The following is a 15,612-nucleotide window of genomic DNA, read 5'->3' as shown; positions in this document are numbered from 1 at the left end:
ACCAGGGCACCCATGTCTCACTCGCCGCGGCCATCCGCCCGCCATAACCACCCGCAGTGAGACACGGCAACCCCACCAGAGCACCCATGTCTCACTCGCCGCGGCCTATCCGGACGGATGGCCGCAGGAAGTGAGACATGCCGCGCGCGTTCCCGCAGCGACGCAGACGCGCCGCCTCCCCGAAGGGAGGCGGCGCGTCCGTGTCTGCGTCGATCAGCTCTGGCGGCGGAACCACACCGTCGCGAGCGGCGGCAGCGTCACGTCGGCGTAGGCCGGCCAGCCGTGATGCTCGCCAGCCACTGCCGTCACGCCGCCCATGTTCCCGACGCCCGACCCGCCGTACGCCTCGGCGTCGGTGTTCAGGCACTCCTCCCACTCACCCGGGGCGGGGAAGCCGAGACGGTAGCCGTGGTGGGGCGCGGCGGCGAAGTTCGTCGCCGACAGCAGCTCCTCACCGTCGCTGCGCCGCACCCACGCGAACACGTTGCCGGCGGCGTCGTCGCCCTGCACCCACTGGAACGATGCCGGGTCGCCGTCCGAGCGCCAGATGGCGGGCGACTCCCGGTACCGGGTGTTGATGTCGCGGACGGCGGAGCGCAGCCCCTCGTGCTCGGGGTGATCGAGCAGCCACCAGTCCAGCTCGCGCGACTCCGCCCACTCGGCGTCCTGGCCGAACTCCGAGCCCATGAAGATCATCTGCTTGCCCGGATGCGCCCACATGAACCCGTAGTACGCGCGCAGCGTGGCCAGCTGCCGCCAGCGATCGCCTGGCATCTTCCGCAGCAGCGAGCCCTTCCCGTGCACGACCTCGTCGTGCGACAGCGGCAGCACGTAGTTCTCACTCCAGGCGTACACGAGCGAGAAGGTCATCTCGCCGTGGTGATAGCCGCGGTGCACGGGATCGCGCTGCAGGTACTGCAGGGTGTCGTGCATCCAGCCCATGTTCCACTTGAACCCGAAGCCGAGCCCGCCGTCGCTCGTCGGACCGGTCACGCCCGGCCACGCCGTGGACTCCTCCGCGATCATCGCGATGCCGGGCACCCGCTTGTACGCGGTCGCGTTGAGCTCCTGCAGGAACTGCACGGCCTCGAGGTTCTCATGACCGCCGTGGATGTTCGGGGTCCACTCCCCGTCCTTCCTCGCGTAGTCGAGGTACAGCATCGACGCGACGCCGTCCACGCGGAGGCCGTCGGCGTGGAACTCCTCGAGCCAGTACAGCGCGTTGCCGTACAGGAAGTTGCGCACCTCGGGACGACCGAAGTCGAAGATGTGCGACCCCCACTCCTTGTGCCAGCCGCGCTGCGGGTTCGGGTCCTCGTACAGCGGAGCGCCGTCGAAGCGTACGAGCGCCCACTCGTCGGTCGCGAAGTGCCCGGGCACCCAGTCCAGGATGACGCCGATGCCCGCCTGGTGCAGTCGGTCGATGAGCAGGCGCAGGCCGTCGGGGTCGCCGAAGCGGCTGTCCGCGGCGTAGTAGCCCGTGACGTGATAGCCCCACGACCCTCCGAACGGATGCTGCATGACGGGCATCAGCTCCACGTGCGTGAAGCCGAGGTCTGCGAGGTACGGCACGAGCTCGTCCGCCAGCTGCTCGTACGAGCGGTCCCGACGCCACGAGGCGAGGTGCATCTCGTAGATCGACATCGGGGAGTCGACACTTCCGCCCGTCGCACGCGCGGCCATCCACTCGTCGTCCCCCCAGGCGTACTCCGAGGAGAAGACGCGCGACGCGGTGCGCGGCGGCACCTCCGCCCACTCCGCCAAGGGGTCGGCCTTCTCGCGCCACACGCCGTCGGCACCGAGGATCTCGTACTTGTACGTGGTGCCGTTGCCGACGTCGGGGACGAACAGCTCCCACACGCCGCCGTCGAGACGCCGCATGGGGTGCTCGCGTCCACTCCAGCCGTTGAAGTCGGCCTTCACGCGCACCGCGCGGGCGCGGGGCGCCCAGACGGCGAACGCGGTTCCGGTGACGTCGGGAGCGACGCCGAGGCCGTCGTAGCGGTGCACGTGCGCGCCGAGCACCTGCCACAGCTGCTCGTGGCGCCCCTCGCCGATGAGGTGCAGGTCGACCTCGCCGAGCGTCGGCAGAAACCGGTACGGATCGTCGCGCTCGATGGGCTCGCTGCCCTCGTACGCGATCTCGAGCCGGTAGACGGGGACCTCGGCGATCGGGAGCACCCCCGCCCACACGCCCTCGTGCTCGTGCTCGAGGGCGACCACGGCCCATCCGTCCGGGTTCTTCCGCGTCGGAGCGGGGAGTCGGTAGCGAACCGTCACGGACTGCGCGAGCGGCTTCAGCACGCGGACGGTGACGGCGCCGTCGTGCGGATGCGGACCGAGAATCGTGTGCGGATTGCCGTGCTCGCCGCGCGCGATCTGCGCGAGCACCGTGTGGTCGGCGGGGCGAGCGGATGGCGATGCGGCGGTCACGAGATGTCCTCTCGGATGGTCGTGGCCGATTCCTCGGCGAGCGGGCGCACCGTGAGGATGTGCGCGACCTCGTACCCGGGGTCGAGCCGCACGTAGTCGTGGGCGCCCCACGTCCACTCCGCTCCGGTGAGCTCGTCGCGGACGACGAACTGCTCGGGCAACCCTGCGGCCTCGAGGTCGAGATGCACGATGGTCTCCCGTGTGCCGTGCGGGTCGAGGTTGATCACGACGATCACCGTGTCGCCCGCCCCGTCGGACTTGGAGAAGCAGAGGATATGGTCGTCGTCGGTGTCGTGCACGACGATGTTGCGCAGCAGCTGCAGCGCGGGATGCGCGCGGCGCAGCTGGTTGAGCTGCGTCACGTACGGCGCGAGCGTGCGCCCCTCCTGCTCGGCGCCCTCCCAGTCGCGGATGCGGATCTGGTACTTCTCGCTGTCGAGGTACTCCTCGCTGCCGGTCTTCACGGCCACGTGCTCGTAGAGCTCGTATCCGGCGTACATGCCCCAGGAGGGCGAGCTGAGCGCCGCCAGCGTCGCGCGCATGCGGAACGCGGCCGGCCCGCCGTACTGGAGGGACGCGTGCAGGATGTCGGGGGTGTTGACGAAGAAGTTCGGCCGCAGCACGTGGTCGGTCTCGTGCGACACCTCGCGCAGGTAGTCCTCGATCTCCTCCTTCTCGGTGCGCCACGTGAAGTACGTGTACGACTGGTGGAAGCCGACCGCGCCGAGCGTTCGCATCATCGCCGGCCGCGTGAACGCCTCGGAGAGGAACAGCACGTCGGGGTCGGTGCGACGGATCTCGCCGAGGAGCTTCTCCCAGAAGGCGACGGTCTTCGTGTGCGGGTTGTCGACGCGGAAGATCCGCACACCGTGGTCCATCCACACACGCAGCACGCGCAGCACCTCGTTGTAGATGCCGTCGAAGTCGTTGTCGAAGTTGACCGGATAGATGTCCTGGTACTTCTTCGGCGGGTTCTCCGCGTAGGCGATGGTGCCGTCGGCGCGCGTGGTGAAGAACTCGGGGTTCGTCTGCGCCCAGGGATGGTCGGGGGCGGCCTGCAAGGCGAGGTCGAGGGCGACTTCGATGCCGAGCCGGCGAGCCCGCCGCACGAACGCGTCGAAGTCGTCGAACGTGCCGAGGTCGGGGTGGATGGCGTCGTGTCCGCCGAGGCGGGAGCCGATCGCCCACGGCGACCCGGGGTCATCCGGCCCCGGCGTGAGGGTGTTGTTGGGGCCCTTGCGGTTCACCTCGCCGATCGGGTGGATCGGCGGGAGGTACAGCACGTCGAAGCCCATCGCCGCGACCGCCGGCAGCCGCTTGGCCGCGGTCTTGAAGGTGCCGCTGCGCACCTTGCCCGTGCGCCGGTCGACTCGCGCGCCCTCCGAGCGCGGGAAGAACTCGTACCAGCTGCCGAACAGCGCACGCGGTCGGTCGGCGAACAGCGGGTAGGGGCCCACCGTGGTGAGGAGGTCCCGCAGCGGGTGCGCACGGAACAGCGCCACCAGCTCGTCGCCCGCGAGGTCGGCCATCCGCTCTTCGGCCGGGCGGGAGTCGTCGGTCGTGACGGCGAGGGCGGCGTCGAGGACCGCCGTCTCGTCCGCCGAGAGCGCCGCGCGATCGATCCGCTCCAGCAGCAGGCGCCCCTCGAGGAACATGAGGTCGACGTCCACTCCCGCGGCGATCTTCACGCTCGCGTTGTGCTCCCACGTGCCGAGGGAGTCCGACCAGGCCTGCACCTCGAAAGTCCAGGGCCCCTCCGCGTCGGGCGTGACCCACGCCTCATAGCGGTCGGTCCCCTTCACCAGCTCGCGCATCCGCACGGGCGGCCGGCGAACGCCGTCCGGACCGGTGAGCACGACCTCCGCGCCCAGCAGGTCATGGCCCTCCCGGAACACCGTCGCGCGGACGGGGAGGGGCTCGCCGCGCGTCGCCTTCGCCGGCAGGGCGCCGCCCTCGATGAGCGGATGGACTTCGATCACGGGGATGCGGCCGATCATGGCTCAAACCTAGCCATCTCCGGCCCCGGGAGAACAGGCTGGACAGACGCGTGTCGAAGTGAGACGCTCAGCGCGGCGCGCCGAGCGACTGCACGACCACCATGCTCTGCGGCCCGAGGACGAGCGGCTCCTCGATGGACACGCCCGTGCCGACCGGCACCGCCTCGTCGGTGGAGAGCACCACGCGCCCGGTGCGGATCCAGTCGTTCTCGGGATGGCGGATGGTCGTCTCGCCGGTTCCCGCGTTGAACCAGAGCAGGAACGAGTTGTCCACGAGCTGCTCGCCGTGCGGGCCCGGCTCGCGCAGCGGGCCGCCCGAGAGGAACATCCCGATCGCCTTGAGGCCCTGATCCGCCCAGTCCCCGTGCCGCATCCGGTGGCCCTCCGGATGCAGCCACAGCAGGTCGGCGGGGCCGCCCTCGACCGTGGGCCGGCCCTCGAACCATCGACGCTGACGCAGGGCGAGGTGCTCGCGCCGCAGGCGCAGCGCGGCCTTCGTCAGCTCGTACACGTCGAGCCACGCGTCGTCCGCCCGCCAGTCCACCCAGGAGATCTCGTTGTCCTGGCAGTAGGCGTTGTTGTTGCCGCGCTGCGTGCGGCCGCGCTCGTCGCCCGCCGTGATCATCGGCACGCCGTTCGACAGGCACAGCGAGGCCATGAGGTTCATCGCCTGCCGGCGGCGCCGCGCGAGGATGTCGGCGTCGTCCGTCTCGCCCTCGACCCCGTGGTTCCAGGAGCGGTTCGCGTCGGTGCCGTCGCGGTTCTGCTCGCCGTTGGCCTCATTGTGCTTGCCGTTGTAGCTGACGAGATCGCGCAGCGTGAAGCCGTCGTGCGCGGTGATGAAGTTGATCGAGTTGTAGGGCGTGCGCTGGCGACCGTAGAGGTCGCTCGACCCGGCCAGCCGCGTCGCGACATCGGTGACCGCGGCCTCCCCGCGCCAGAAGTCGCGGAGGGTGTCGCGGTACTGGTCGTTCCACTCCACCCACGGCTGCGGCATCCGGCCGACGAGGTACCCCTCGGCGGAGACGTCCCACGGCTCTGCGATGAGCTTCACGTGCCGCAGCACCGGGTCCTGGTCAATCGCCATGAGGAACGCGCACGCGAAGTCGACGTCGTAGCCGGTGCGAGTGAGCGCCGACGTGAGATCGAAGCGGAAGCCGTCGACGTGCATCTCCGTCACCCAGTACCGCAACGAGTCGAGGATGAGCCGCAGCGTCATCGGGTCGGTCGTGTTCACCGTGTTGCCGCAGCCCGTGACGTCCCAGTACGTGTCGTCGAAGCGGCCGTCCTTCGCCTTCACCCGCTTGTAGACCCCGCGGTCGTCGAGTCCGCGGAACGACAGCACGGGTCCCCGCGGACCCGCCTCGGCGGTGTGGTTGTAGACGACGTCGAGGATGACCTCGATGCCGGAGCCATGCAGCGCCTTCACCATGCGCTTGAACTCGTGCACCTGCCCGCCGCGGTCGCCGGAGGCCGAGTACGAGGCATCCGGCGCGAAGTACGACTGGGTGTTGTATCCCCAGTAGTTCGTGAGGCCGCGATCGAGGAGCGCGGGCTCCGAGAAGAACTGCTGCACGGGCAGCAGCTCCACCGCCGTCACGCCGAGGTCGTGCAGGTAGTCCACGACCGCGGGCTCCGTGAGACCGGCATACGTTCCGCGCAGGTGCTCGGGGATGCGGTCGTGCAGCCTCGTGAACCCCTTCACGTGCAGCTCGTAGATCACGGTGTCGCGCCACCGCCGCTTGATCGGCTCCTCGCCCTGCCAGTCGAACGACGGGTCCACCACCACGCTGCGCGCCGTGTACGCGGCGGAGTCGGTGTCGTCGCGCACGGCGGGGTTGTCCCATTTCACGCCGTAGAGCGGCTGCTCGGCGACGATCGTGCCGCTCGTGGCGAGCGAGTACGGGTCGAGCAGCAGCTTCTGCGGGTTGTGCCGGAACCCCTGGGACGGGTCCCACGGCCCATCCACCCGATAGCCGTAGCGCTGCCCGGGGACGATTCCGGGGATGGCGCCGTGCCAGATCCCCTGGGAGTGCTCGGTCAGCTCGTGGCGCGTCTCGGAATCCGCCTCATCGAACAGGCACAGCCATGCTCGAGTGGCGCGAGGGGCGTGCACGGCGAAGTTCGTCGCCTCGGCGGTCCAGGTCGCGCCGAGGGGCCAGTTGCGACCCGGCCAGATCGCTCTGCTCTCTCCCGTGCGGGACCATGTTTCGGCGCTCACTCCCACATTGTCCACGACGCGAGGGGGCTCCGGGCGCCGTCTGCCGTGACACGGGGCGAACGAGCTCCTCAGCTCAGGGCGGCCATGATCTCGGCCCGCTGCGGCATCGCGGCGGCGGCGCCGGGCCTCGTCACCGCGATGGCCGCCGCGACGCTCGCCGCGTGAACCGCGCGCTCGATCGGCTCGCCGCGGATGAGCCACGCCACGAGCACGCCGACGAAGGTGTCGCCCGCCCCGGTGGTGTCGACCGCGTCCACCGCAGGTGCGGGCACCGTCGCCACGATCTCGCCGCGCTTCGCGACGATTGCGCCCCGGGCGCCGCGGGTGACGATGGCCGTGCCGCCCGCGCCGCTGAGGCTCCGTGCTGCGCTCTCCGCGTCCGCGGACCCTGACAGCGCGAGCGCCTCGGCCTCGTTGGGGACGAGGATGTCGGCCAGCGGCACCAGCCGCGCGGCGTCGGCGTGCACCGGCGCGGGGGTGAGCACCGTGAGGGCGCCCGCCGCGCGAGCCGCGGCGAGCGCCTGCTCGACGAGCGCGAGCGGGCGCTCGAGCTGCACCACGACCGCGGCAGCACCGGCGATGGATGCGCGATCGCCATCCGTCAGGTCGTCGGCTGCGTTCGCACCCGCGACGATGACGATGCTGTTCTCGCCGCCGTCCAGCACGCTGACCTGCGCGATGCCGGTCGCCGTCGGCGCGGTGCGGAGCCCCGAGACGTCGACGCCCTCGCCGGCGAGGAACCCCCGCAGCTCGCCGCCGAACCCGTCGTCGCCGACCGCACCGAGGAACATCACCTCGGCGCCGGCGCGCCGGGCGGCGACGGCCTGGTTGAGGCCCTTGCCACCGGGGCCGGTCGTGAAGTCGGTGCCTGCCATGGTCTCGCCCGGTGCGGGCAGCCGCGGCTGACGCGTGACGAGATCCATGTTGGCGCTGCCCAGCACGACGACGTGTCGTGGTTCGCTCACGCGAGTGCCCTCCTCGAGACGGTGTTCCCCGCCACGCTACCGGCGCGTCAGACCCGCACGTCGCCGGCGAGGTTCACGCGGATGCCCATCCGGTCGAGCATCGCGGCCTTCGCGACCAGCGCGCGGTCGGCGGTCTCCGCGTCGGGTGCGTAGACGACCTGCGCGTGGTTGGCCCGGTGCCGCGCCATGAACTGGTCACGGTCGATGCCGTGCAGCACGACGTGCGCGATGGGCCACTCCGGGTTCGTCGCCTGCTTGCGGCGCTCGGTCTCCTCGGCCGGCAGCTCCACCGCCGTGCCGCGGAAGATGTCGGCCTGCAGCACGCCCTCGGCGATGAAGACGCGGGAGATGACGAGCTCGCCGGGCTTCGAGACCCCGTTGACGGTGGCGCCGCCGGCGGGGAAGAAGACCGGGTCCTGCCGCCAGCCCTCGGCCTGGTCCCATCCGCCCAGGTGCGAGCCGGGGACCGAGCCGGAGATCTCGTAGACCCACACGAACCGGCCGTCGTACTCCTCGCCCCAGCGCACGTCGTGCAGGGTGTTGTCGGGCACGAGGCCCATCGCGGTCCAGACGCGATCGGTGACCAGCGCGTCGACCGCGACGCCCTCGTCGGCTTCGTTGAAGTGCGGCAGCGCGCGCCCCGCGTAGAGCTCGCGGGCGCCGTCGCGGGAGCGGACCGGCGGGCGCTCGGTCGAGTTCAGCAGCCCCTCGGCGAGGTCGGAGGCGGGCACGAGGTCCTTCAGGCCCTGCTGGTACTGGATGCCCACGGCGTCGAGCCCGAAGTCGTCGGCCATGCGCAGCGCGGCGATGTACATCTTGAACTGCCAGCGCAGCTGCGTCTCGGTGAGCTCAGTCTTGTCATCGCTTCCGAGACGGAAGGTCATGCCGCGATCGCGCAGCCATGCGCCGACTGCGTCCGCCTCCTCGTCCGGGACGGTGAGCATCTCGGCGTAGAGGGCGGACTGCGACAGCCGCTCCTTGTAGATGCCGGTGGGGTTCAGCAGCTCGTCGTCGAAGATCGCGTTGTACATGCCCATGCAGCCCTCGTCGAAGACGCCGATGAGCGCCTTGTCCGCCAGCAGCTGGTCGCCGAGCGCGCGGCCGAGCTCCCGCTCCGCGCTCGCGGGCAGCTCCGGCAGCGGCCGCACGTGCGAGATGTCGTGTGCGATGCTCCCCGTCTCGATCCACTCGCGGATGCCATCGCGGAACCAGTCGTCGGTGAAGTCGACCGACCAGATCGTGGCATAGTCGCGGCCCATCTTCGCCAGACCCGCGTTGAGCCCGAGCAACCCGACGAGCCCGGGCCAGTCGCCCGCGAAGTTCGCCACCGTGAGCACCGGGCCCCGATGGGTGCGGAGGCCGGCGAGCACGTGATGGGAGTACTGCCACACCGCCTCCGCGACGATGAGCGGAGCGTCCTCGGGGATGGTCTTGAACACCTCCAGCCCCATCCGCTGACTCGAGATGAAGCCGTGTCCGGTCTCCGGGTCGACCTCGTTGGCGCGGACGACCTGCCAGCCCAGGCCCTCCACCACGCGCGTGACGGCGGCCTCCAGCTCGACCTGCGTCGGCCATCCGGCCGTGTTGGCCGACTCGCGCAGATCGCCGCTGGCGATCAGGTACGCCGTCTTCGCGGCGAGCTCGGGGCGGATGGCCGGAGCGGGGAGGGTGTAGGACATGTCGGCTCCTCTCGGTCAGCGGTGGGCCGCGATGACGCGGTCGATCTCGGACAGTGCGTCGGCGGATGGCTCGTCGAGCGCCATGCGGCAGTAGCCGTCGGCGACGCCCATCGCGCGGTAGGCCGCCTTCATGCGCGGCATGTCGCCGCCGATCACCGACACGATGTCGTCGACGTCGGCCTGCGCGGCGGCCACCCGATCGGGGTCGCCGGAATCCGCTGCGGCGGCGAGCGCACGGAAGGGCTTGGGCAGCACCGACGACACCCCGGAGACCACCCCCTGCGCGCCCACCTCGCCCGCCGCGACGAGGTCGCGGTCGGCGCCGGTGTAGATGACGAACTCCTCGGGCACCGCGGCGCGGTACGCGGCGATCTCATCGAGCGAGAGCTCGCTGGCCTTCACACCCACGATGTTCGACCGCTCGGCGATGCGTCCGAGGAGCTCGGGCGAGACCGGGTTGCCGGTGCGGGCCGGGAAGACGTAGACGTAGAGGCTGCCGTCGCCGACCGCCTCGGAGAGGGCGTCGTAATAACGCAGCAGCGCGGCGTCGGAGGTCGGCAGGTAGTACGGCGTGACGGCGGCGAACTCGGTCGCGCCGAGCTCGCGCGCCGCGCGCACGCGCCGCACCGCCTCGAACGCGCTGGGTGCGCCGACGTGCACGACCACGCGCATGGCGTCGCCGAGGTCGGCGAGCGCGGCCTCGACGAGCTGCGCGAACTCCGCGTCGTCGATCGCCGGGAACTCCCCTGTCGTGCCGAGCACGAAGGCGCCCTCGTTGCCCGACTGCGCGACGTAGCGGAAGATCGACCGGCTGCCCTCGAGATCGAGGCTGCCGTCGGCGTGGAAGGACGTCGGCACGGCGGTGAGGATGTCGCGGCGGGTCATGAGCGGGGCTCCTTGCGGTTCTTGCGGCGGCGAGGCGGTTGCGGTGCCCCGTCGCTGCGGATGGTCGAGGTGAGCAGATCGGGGCGGCCCCGCAGCTCGTCATGGGCCTGCTCGATCTCGGCGACGGTCTCGTCGCTGAGCACGGAGTCGGCCAGGGAGGAGCGCTTCTCCGGAGGGCGCCGCGCGTTGCGGATCACCGGCACGACGACGGAGGCCACCGCCAGCGCGAGGAGCACGAGCGCGATCGGGCTCACCACCGAGAAGAAGGGCTGGGTGGGCAGGATGGCCAGGGTGCGAGCGAGGTTCTGCTCCGCCAGCGGGCCGAGGAGGAGCCCCAGGACCACGGGCCCCGCGGGGATGGCCAGGCGCTTGAAGACGAGGCCGACCACTCCGAAGACCAGCATCTGCACGACAGCGGAGATGCTGTTCGACGTCGCGTAGGTGCCGATGATGCAGAAGACGAGGATGCCGCTCCACAGGTAGGGGCGGGGGATGTCCAGCAGCTTGACCATCCCGCGCATGCGGATGAGGCTGAGGCCCAGCGAGAGCAGGGTGGCCACCGTCATGATCGCGGTGATCGAGACGACGAGCTCGGGGCGATCCGCGAAGAGGGTGGGACCGGGCGTGATCCCCCAGATGATCATCGATCCGATCATCACCGCCATCACCGAGTCGCCCGGGATGCCGAGCGCCATGGTCGTGGTGAGCGACCCGCCGAGGGTGGCGCTCGAGGCGGTGTCGGATGCCGCGACCCCCTCGATCGAGCCCTTGCCGAACAGCTCGGGCTGCTTCGACGCGGCTCGCGCGCGCTCCCAGCCGATGAGGCCGGCGATGTCGCCGCCCGCGGCGGGGATGAGTCCGACGCCGAGGCCCACCGCGCCACTGACGGCGACCGCACGCCCGGTCTGCTTGAGCTCGCCGCGGTTCGGCAGCCATCGCCCGAGAGACGAGATGGGGCGCACCTTCGACTCGTGGTGGGTGATGAGCTGATCGAGCAGCTCGGCGATGCCGAACAGGCCGATGATCACGGCGATGAAGTTGAGGCCCTCGGCCAGCTCGAGCACGCCGAACGTGAAGCGCTGGTCGGCGGTGGCCGCGTACGTGCCCACGCTGCCGAGCATGAGCCCGATGAGGCCGGCCAGCACGCCCTTCAGCATGGACTTCGATGAGATGCCGATCATGATGGCGATGCCGAAGAGCACGAGGGCGAAGAGCTCCGGCGAGCGGAAGTAGTTGCGCGCGAGCGTCGCGATCGGCACGGCGAGCGCCGCGAACAGGACGACCGAGGCGAGGATGCCGACCGCGCTGACGATGGCGGAGATGGTCAGGGCGAGCCCCGCGCGCCCCTGCTTCGCCATGGGATAGCCGTCGAGTGTCGTCGCGACCGAGGCGGGAGTCCCCGGGGTGTTCACGAGGATGGCCGGCACGCGGTCGCCGAAGTTCGCGGCGACGTAGATGGTCAGCAGCACCGCGAGGCCCTGCACGGGTTCGAGCGTCATGGTGAACCCGGCGGCGAGCGCGACCGCCATGGTGGCGGTGATGCCGGGGAAGGCGCCGACGAGGAAGCCGAGCAGGAGCCCGACGAGCATGTAGAGGGCGACGGAGATGTCCAGGAGGGAGCCGAGTCCCTCGGCGAGCGCGTTCACAGGGGGATCCTCAGGAGCATGCCGAACACGACGTAGATGAAGGCCGTGATGGCGAGGGGATAGACGATGAGCCCGAGCCGGCGACGCTGACCGAAGACCAGCATGAGCACGAAGAGATACAGGGCGGCGACGATCGGGAAGAGCTCGATGCGGTAGCCGAAGGCGATGACGTCGCCCACCGACCACAGCGCGATGAAGGCGGCCGAGACGACGAGGGCGAGCGCCGCCCGCAGCCAGCCGCCCGGCGAGACGCTCTCGAGGTCGTCGCGCGTGGCCGGCGGGCGGGTGAGCGCGATCGCGAGGAGGGCGATGGCGACGGCCACCGCCGCCACCCCCAGCACGATCGGCCAGCTGCGTGCGTCCATGCCGCCCGCGGACTCGCGGCGCAGCTCGATCTGCGTCGCCAGCACGAGGTAGGCGGCGGAGCCCGCCAGCGCGAGCACGGCGAAGGCGATCTCGAGCGCCCGAGACGGGCGCGGAGGCGCGCCCGTCTCGATGTCGACGGACGAGCTCATCAGCCCAGCAGCTCCTGGAACTGCGTGAACTGGTCCTCGACGAACGTCGTGAACTCGGCGGAGTCGCGGTAGACGACCAGGTTGCCTGCGTTCTTCTGGAAGTCCTGGTAGGTGTCGCTCTGGACCGCCTCGGCGATCGCGGCCTCGAGAGTGTCGTGCACGTCGCCGGGAAGGCCGGCGGGGGCGTAGATGCCGCCCCAGCCGCCGAACTCGACGTCCTCGCCGACGGCCTCGGAGACGGTCGGGACGTCGGGCAGGTCGGGGTGGCGCTCGCCGTGCATGATCGCGAGGACGCGCACGGAGTCCTCCTGCGCGAGGGCCTCGCCGACGCCGGAGACGGCAGCGACGACCTCTCCCGACGCGGCGGCGCTGACTGCGGTCGCGCCGCCGTCGTACGGCACCGGCTGGAACTCGGCGCCTGTCGCCTCACCGAGGCCGAGGGTGGCTGCCTCCCAGATGGAGCCGGCGCCCGAGTTCGACACCGTGACCGCGCCCGACTCCGCCTGCGCGACGAGGTCCTCCAGCGACTGGATGTCGCTGTCGGCGCTCACCGAGATGACACCGGGGGCGAGCATGATCTGGCCGAGGAGGTCGTAGTTCTCCGGCAGCACGTCAGCGTTCTGCGTGGTGTTCAGCATGGAGATCTCGACGGGGCCGAAGCCGATGACGTAGCCGTCCGGCTCCTGCTCGGCCACGTACTCCATCGCGAGCGCTCCCGAGGCCCCCGGCATGTTCTCCGGGATGACGCTCACATCGAGGATGCCCTCGAGCTCGGTTGCGAGCGCGCGGGACGAGAGGTCGGAGCCGCCGCCGGCGTCGGCCTGGATGATGAGTCGGATGTCCTTCTCCGGGTAGGAGGAGGCTTCCCCCTCTTCGGCGACGGGGGTGCAGGCGGCGAGCGCCACGGCGGTGAGGCCAGCGCCGGCGATTGCTGCGGCGAAACGGATGGGGCGGGGCATCGTTGCTCCTCTCGGTGCGATCCCGAACGACGATGTCGGGCGAGACGAGCATGACACGTTTACTGTTAACAGTCAACGCAGGCCCGGCCGGGAGGTCAGGAGCGGCTCAGCAGCTCCAGGCGCATGCGATCCTCCGCGCGCTTCAGGTGGTCGACGAGCTCTCGCTCGAGTGCGACGCGGTCCTCCCCCCGCACGAGGTCGTACAGCCGGCGGTGCGCCTCGGCCGATTCATGCAGGTCGTCGTCGTGATTGATCGTGACGTCGAGGAGGGCGGCGAACGTCGGCTCGTACTGACGCCAGGTCGCGAGCAGTCGCGGATGTCGGGCCATCTCGTAGAAGAGGGAGTGGAATCGGACGTCGGCCCGCTGGAACGCGGGGTGGTCGCCCCCATCCGCCGCCGCGGCCATCCGCTCGACGCAGTCGCGCATCGGCTGCCACGCCTCGTCGTCGCGCACCTCTGCGGCCCGGTTCACGGCGAGCCGCTCCAGAGCAGCGCGCAGACTGTACAGCTGCTCGACGTCGTCAGCGGTGAGCCCGATGATGTAGATCCCGCGGGGGCGACGAACCTCGACGAGCCCCTCGTAGCTCAGCTGAGATACGGCGTCGCGCACCGGGCCGCGGCTCACCTGGAACTCCTCTGCGACGCCCTCCTCCGTCAGGCGGTCCCCGGCCCTCAGCTCGCCGCGCACGATGCGCTGGCGGATGATGTCGGCGACCTGCGCGCCGAGCGAGACCCCCCTGTCGACCTTGTCGCGCATGGCACACTCCCTCGGCGTCCGTTGACTGTCAACAGAATACCGCGGGGTGGGCGCGTGTCGCGGCCGGTCTGCGTTCAGGATCCGGGACGAGGGCGCCACAGCACGACGTCGGTCTGACGACGCACGCGGGTTCCCGCGCGGAGCGTCACGACGGCGCCGTTCGCGCTGGTGGCGAAGACGCGCGCACCCGGGCGCTGCTCGCGCTCCTCCCGGAGCTCCTGCTCGAGCTCCCGCACGCGCCCGCGCAGCTCCTGCACCTCGTTCTCCATGTGCAGGATGCGCTCGATCACGGCGAGGCGGACGCCCTCCGTCGACAGCCGGGCCACCTCGCGCAGCTGCTCGATGTCGCGCACGGAGTAGCGGCGCGAGCCGCCGCGGGTGCGACCGGGCACCACGAGCCCGATGCGGTCGTACTGGCGCAGGGTCTGCGGATGCATCGCGGCGAGCTCGGCCGCCGCCGCGATGGGGAAGATCGGGGCCTCGGGGTCGATCTCGGTGGGGTCGATCGGGACCGGCATCCTGCTCACCTCCTGAGAGCTACTGCTGGGCCTTGGCCATCATGCCCGCGCGCGGGTTCTCGCGGGGCTCCGCCTCGCGGTAGGCCTGCAGCGCCTCGCGCGCGCGCTCGTCGAGATGTCCGGGGACGGCCACCTGCACCTCCGCGAGGAGATCGCCGGTGCCCTTGGCCGTGGCGATGCCGCGCCCCTTGACGCGCAGCACGCGCCCGGACGGGGTGCCGGGGGCGACTCGCAGCTTGACGGTCTCGCCGCCCAGCGTCGGCACCTCGATGGTCGCACCGAACACGGCCTCGGTGAAGGTGATGGGCACCGTCACGCGCACGTTCAGGCCCTCGCGCGTGAAGACGGGGTGCGGGCGGACGGCGACCTCGACGACGATGTCGCCGTTCTCGCCGCCGTCGGGCGAGGGGCGACCGCGGCCGCGCAGACGGATCTTCTGACCGTCGGCGACGCCGGCGGGCACCTTCACCTTGAAGGGCTTGCCATCCTCGCCCTGGAGCGTGATGGTCTCACCGCGCGCGGCCGTGGTGAAGTCGAGGGTCGTCCTGGCGCGCACGTCGGCGCCGCGTGACGGGCCGCCGAAGCCGCGGTACCCGCCGGTCGACTGGCCGAATCGCCCCGAGCCGAAGCCCGGGCCGCCGCCGGAGAACATGGAGAAGATGTCGTCGAAGTCGCCCGGCGTGGAGGTGCGCTGCTGCGTGAACCGGCTGAAGACGTCGTCGAAGCCGCCGCCCGCGCCACCGGGAGCCGTGAAGCGCGCACCGGATCCCATGGCGCGCAGCTCGTCGTACTCCTTGCGCTGCTCGGCGTCGGAGAGCACCGAGTACGCCTCGCTGATCTCCTTGAACTTCGCCTCGGCCGCCGCGTCCCCCGGGTTGGAGTCGGGGTGGTACGTGCGGGCGAGCTTGCGGTACGTCTTCTTGAGCTCGGCCTCGCTCACGCCCTTGTCGACACCGAGGACCTTGTAGAAGTCCTTGTCGAACCAGTCCTGACTGGCCATCTGCACCTTCTTCGCGGGTTGGTTCTGCGAGGTGGG

Annotated in this window: 12 protein-coding genes; all 12 read right to left on the bottom strand. The window is 70.8% G+C overall.

Annotated features, from left to right (window positions below; genetic code table 11):
- Positions 1–213 precede the first annotated feature (213 nt).
- The 12 genes from glgB to QWJ90_RS10665 all read right to left on the bottom strand — a co-directional run bounded on the left by glgB (position 214) and on the right by QWJ90_RS10665 (position 15,576).
- A complete protein-coding gene (gene glgB, locus QWJ90_RS10720; RefSeq protein ID WP_436836699.1) occupies positions 214–2,433 on the bottom strand; it encodes a 1,4-alpha-glucan branching protein GlgB in 2,220 nt (739 codons plus the stop codon).
- Positions 2,430–4,430 carry an alpha-1,4-glucan--maltose-1-phosphate maltosyltransferase gene (locus tag QWJ90_RS10715; protein WP_290107815.1) on the bottom strand — a complete coding sequence of 667 codons (2,001 nt, stop codon included), beginning with the start codon at positions 4,428–4,430 and terminating at the stop codon, positions 2,430–2,432. The genes glgB and QWJ90_RS10715 overlap by 4 nt, the downstream gene beginning before the upstream one ends.
- A gap of 67 nt (positions 4,431–4,497) precedes the next feature.
- Positions 4,498–6,651: a glycogen debranching protein GlgX gene (gene glgX, locus QWJ90_RS10710; protein ID WP_290107814.1), complete on the bottom strand. Its 2,154-nt coding sequence runs from the start codon at positions 6,649–6,651 to the stop codon at positions 4,498–4,500.
- A 68-nt stretch (positions 6,652–6,719) separates the two neighbouring features.
- On the bottom strand, positions 6,720–7,616 hold the full coding sequence (locus QWJ90_RS10705; RefSeq protein ID WP_290107812.1) for a ribokinase: 897 nt from the start codon (positions 7,614–7,616) through the stop codon (positions 6,720–6,722).
- 47 nt (positions 7,617–7,663) lie between these two features.
- Complete coding sequence (locus QWJ90_RS10700) at positions 7,664–9,295, bottom strand: fucose isomerase (protein ID WP_290107811.1); 1,632 nt, start codon at positions 9,293–9,295, stop codon at positions 7,664–7,666.
- 15 nt (positions 9,296–9,310) lie between these two features.
- Positions 9,311–10,180, bottom strand: coding sequence for a dihydrodipicolinate synthase family protein (locus QWJ90_RS10695; RefSeq protein ID WP_290107809.1), 870 nt, complete (start codon positions 10,178–10,180; stop codon positions 9,311–9,313).
- Entirely contained in the window at positions 10,177–11,826 is a 1,650-nt protein-coding gene (locus tag QWJ90_RS10690) for a tripartite tricarboxylate transporter permease (protein ID WP_290107807.1), read from the bottom strand. Before QWJ90_RS10690 ends, QWJ90_RS10695 begins: the two co-directional genes overlap by 4 nt.
- Complete coding sequence (locus QWJ90_RS10685) at positions 11,823–12,341, bottom strand: tripartite tricarboxylate transporter TctB family protein (RefSeq protein WP_290107806.1); 519 nt, start codon at positions 12,339–12,341, stop codon at positions 11,823–11,825. The genes QWJ90_RS10690 and QWJ90_RS10685 overlap by 4 nt, the downstream gene beginning before the upstream one ends.
- Complete coding sequence (locus tag QWJ90_RS10680) at positions 12,341–13,300, bottom strand: Bug family tripartite tricarboxylate transporter substrate binding protein (RefSeq protein WP_290107805.1); 960 nt, start codon at positions 13,298–13,300, stop codon at positions 12,341–12,343. The genes QWJ90_RS10685 and QWJ90_RS10680 overlap by 1 nt, the downstream gene beginning before the upstream one ends.
- A gap of 95 nt (positions 13,301–13,395) precedes the next feature.
- Positions 13,396–14,058, bottom strand: a complete 663-nt coding sequence (locus QWJ90_RS10675; protein ID WP_290107804.1) for a GntR family transcriptional regulator — start codon at positions 14,056–14,058, stop codon at positions 13,396–13,398.
- Positions 14,059–14,132: 74 nt separating this feature from the next.
- The gene (locus QWJ90_RS10670; protein WP_290107803.1) at positions 14,133–14,576 is read right to left on the bottom strand and encodes a heat shock protein transcriptional repressor HspR; all 444 of its coding nucleotides are present in this window, start codon (positions 14,574–14,576) and stop codon (positions 14,133–14,135) included.
- A 19-nt stretch (positions 14,577–14,595) separates the two neighbouring features.
- On the bottom strand, positions 14,596–15,576 hold the full coding sequence (locus QWJ90_RS10665; protein WP_290107802.1) for a DnaJ C-terminal domain-containing protein: 981 nt from the start codon (positions 15,574–15,576) through the stop codon (positions 14,596–14,598).
- Positions 15,577–15,612: the final 36 nt, after the last annotated feature.

It is taken from the genome of Microbacterium oryzae, from assembly GCF_030406385.1.
Taxonomy (GTDB): domain Bacteria; phylum Actinomycetota; class Actinomycetes; order Actinomycetales; family Microbacteriaceae; genus Microbacterium; species Microbacterium oryzae_A.
Note: the sequence above shows the minus strand (reverse complement) of the source record. Positions and strands in the feature narration are given on the sequence as shown.

Coding starts and splice junctions, on each gene's coding strand:
- QWJ90_RS10715 (WP_290107815.1), bottom strand. CDS start 4,430: ATGATCGGCCGCATCCCCGTGATCGAAGTCCATCCGCTCATCGAGGGC.
- QWJ90_RS10700 (WP_290107811.1), bottom strand. CDS start 9,295: ATGTCCTACACCCTCCCCGCTCCGGCCATCCGCCCCGAGCTCGCCGCG.
- QWJ90_RS10695 (WP_290107809.1), bottom strand. CDS start 10,180: ATGACCCGCCGCGACATCCTCACCGCCGTGCCGACGTCCTTCCACGCC.
- QWJ90_RS10685 (WP_290107806.1), bottom strand. CDS start 12,341: ATGAGCTCGTCCGTCGACATCGAGACGGGCGCGCCTCCGCGCCCGTCT.
- QWJ90_RS10680 (WP_290107805.1), bottom strand. CDS start 13,300: ATGCCCCGCCCCATCCGTTTCGCCGCAGCAATCGCCGGCGCTGGCCTC.
- QWJ90_RS10675 (WP_290107804.1), bottom strand. CDS start 14,058: ATGCGCGACAAGGTCGACAGGGGGGTCTCGCTCGGCGCGCAGGTCGCC.
- QWJ90_RS10670 (WP_290107803.1), bottom strand. CDS start 14,576: ATGCCGGTCCCGATCGACCCCACCGAGATCGACCCCGAGGCCCCGATC.
- QWJ90_RS10665 (WP_290107802.1), bottom strand. CDS start 15,576: ATGGCCAGTCAGGACTGGTTCGACAAGGACTTCTACAAGGTCCTCGGT.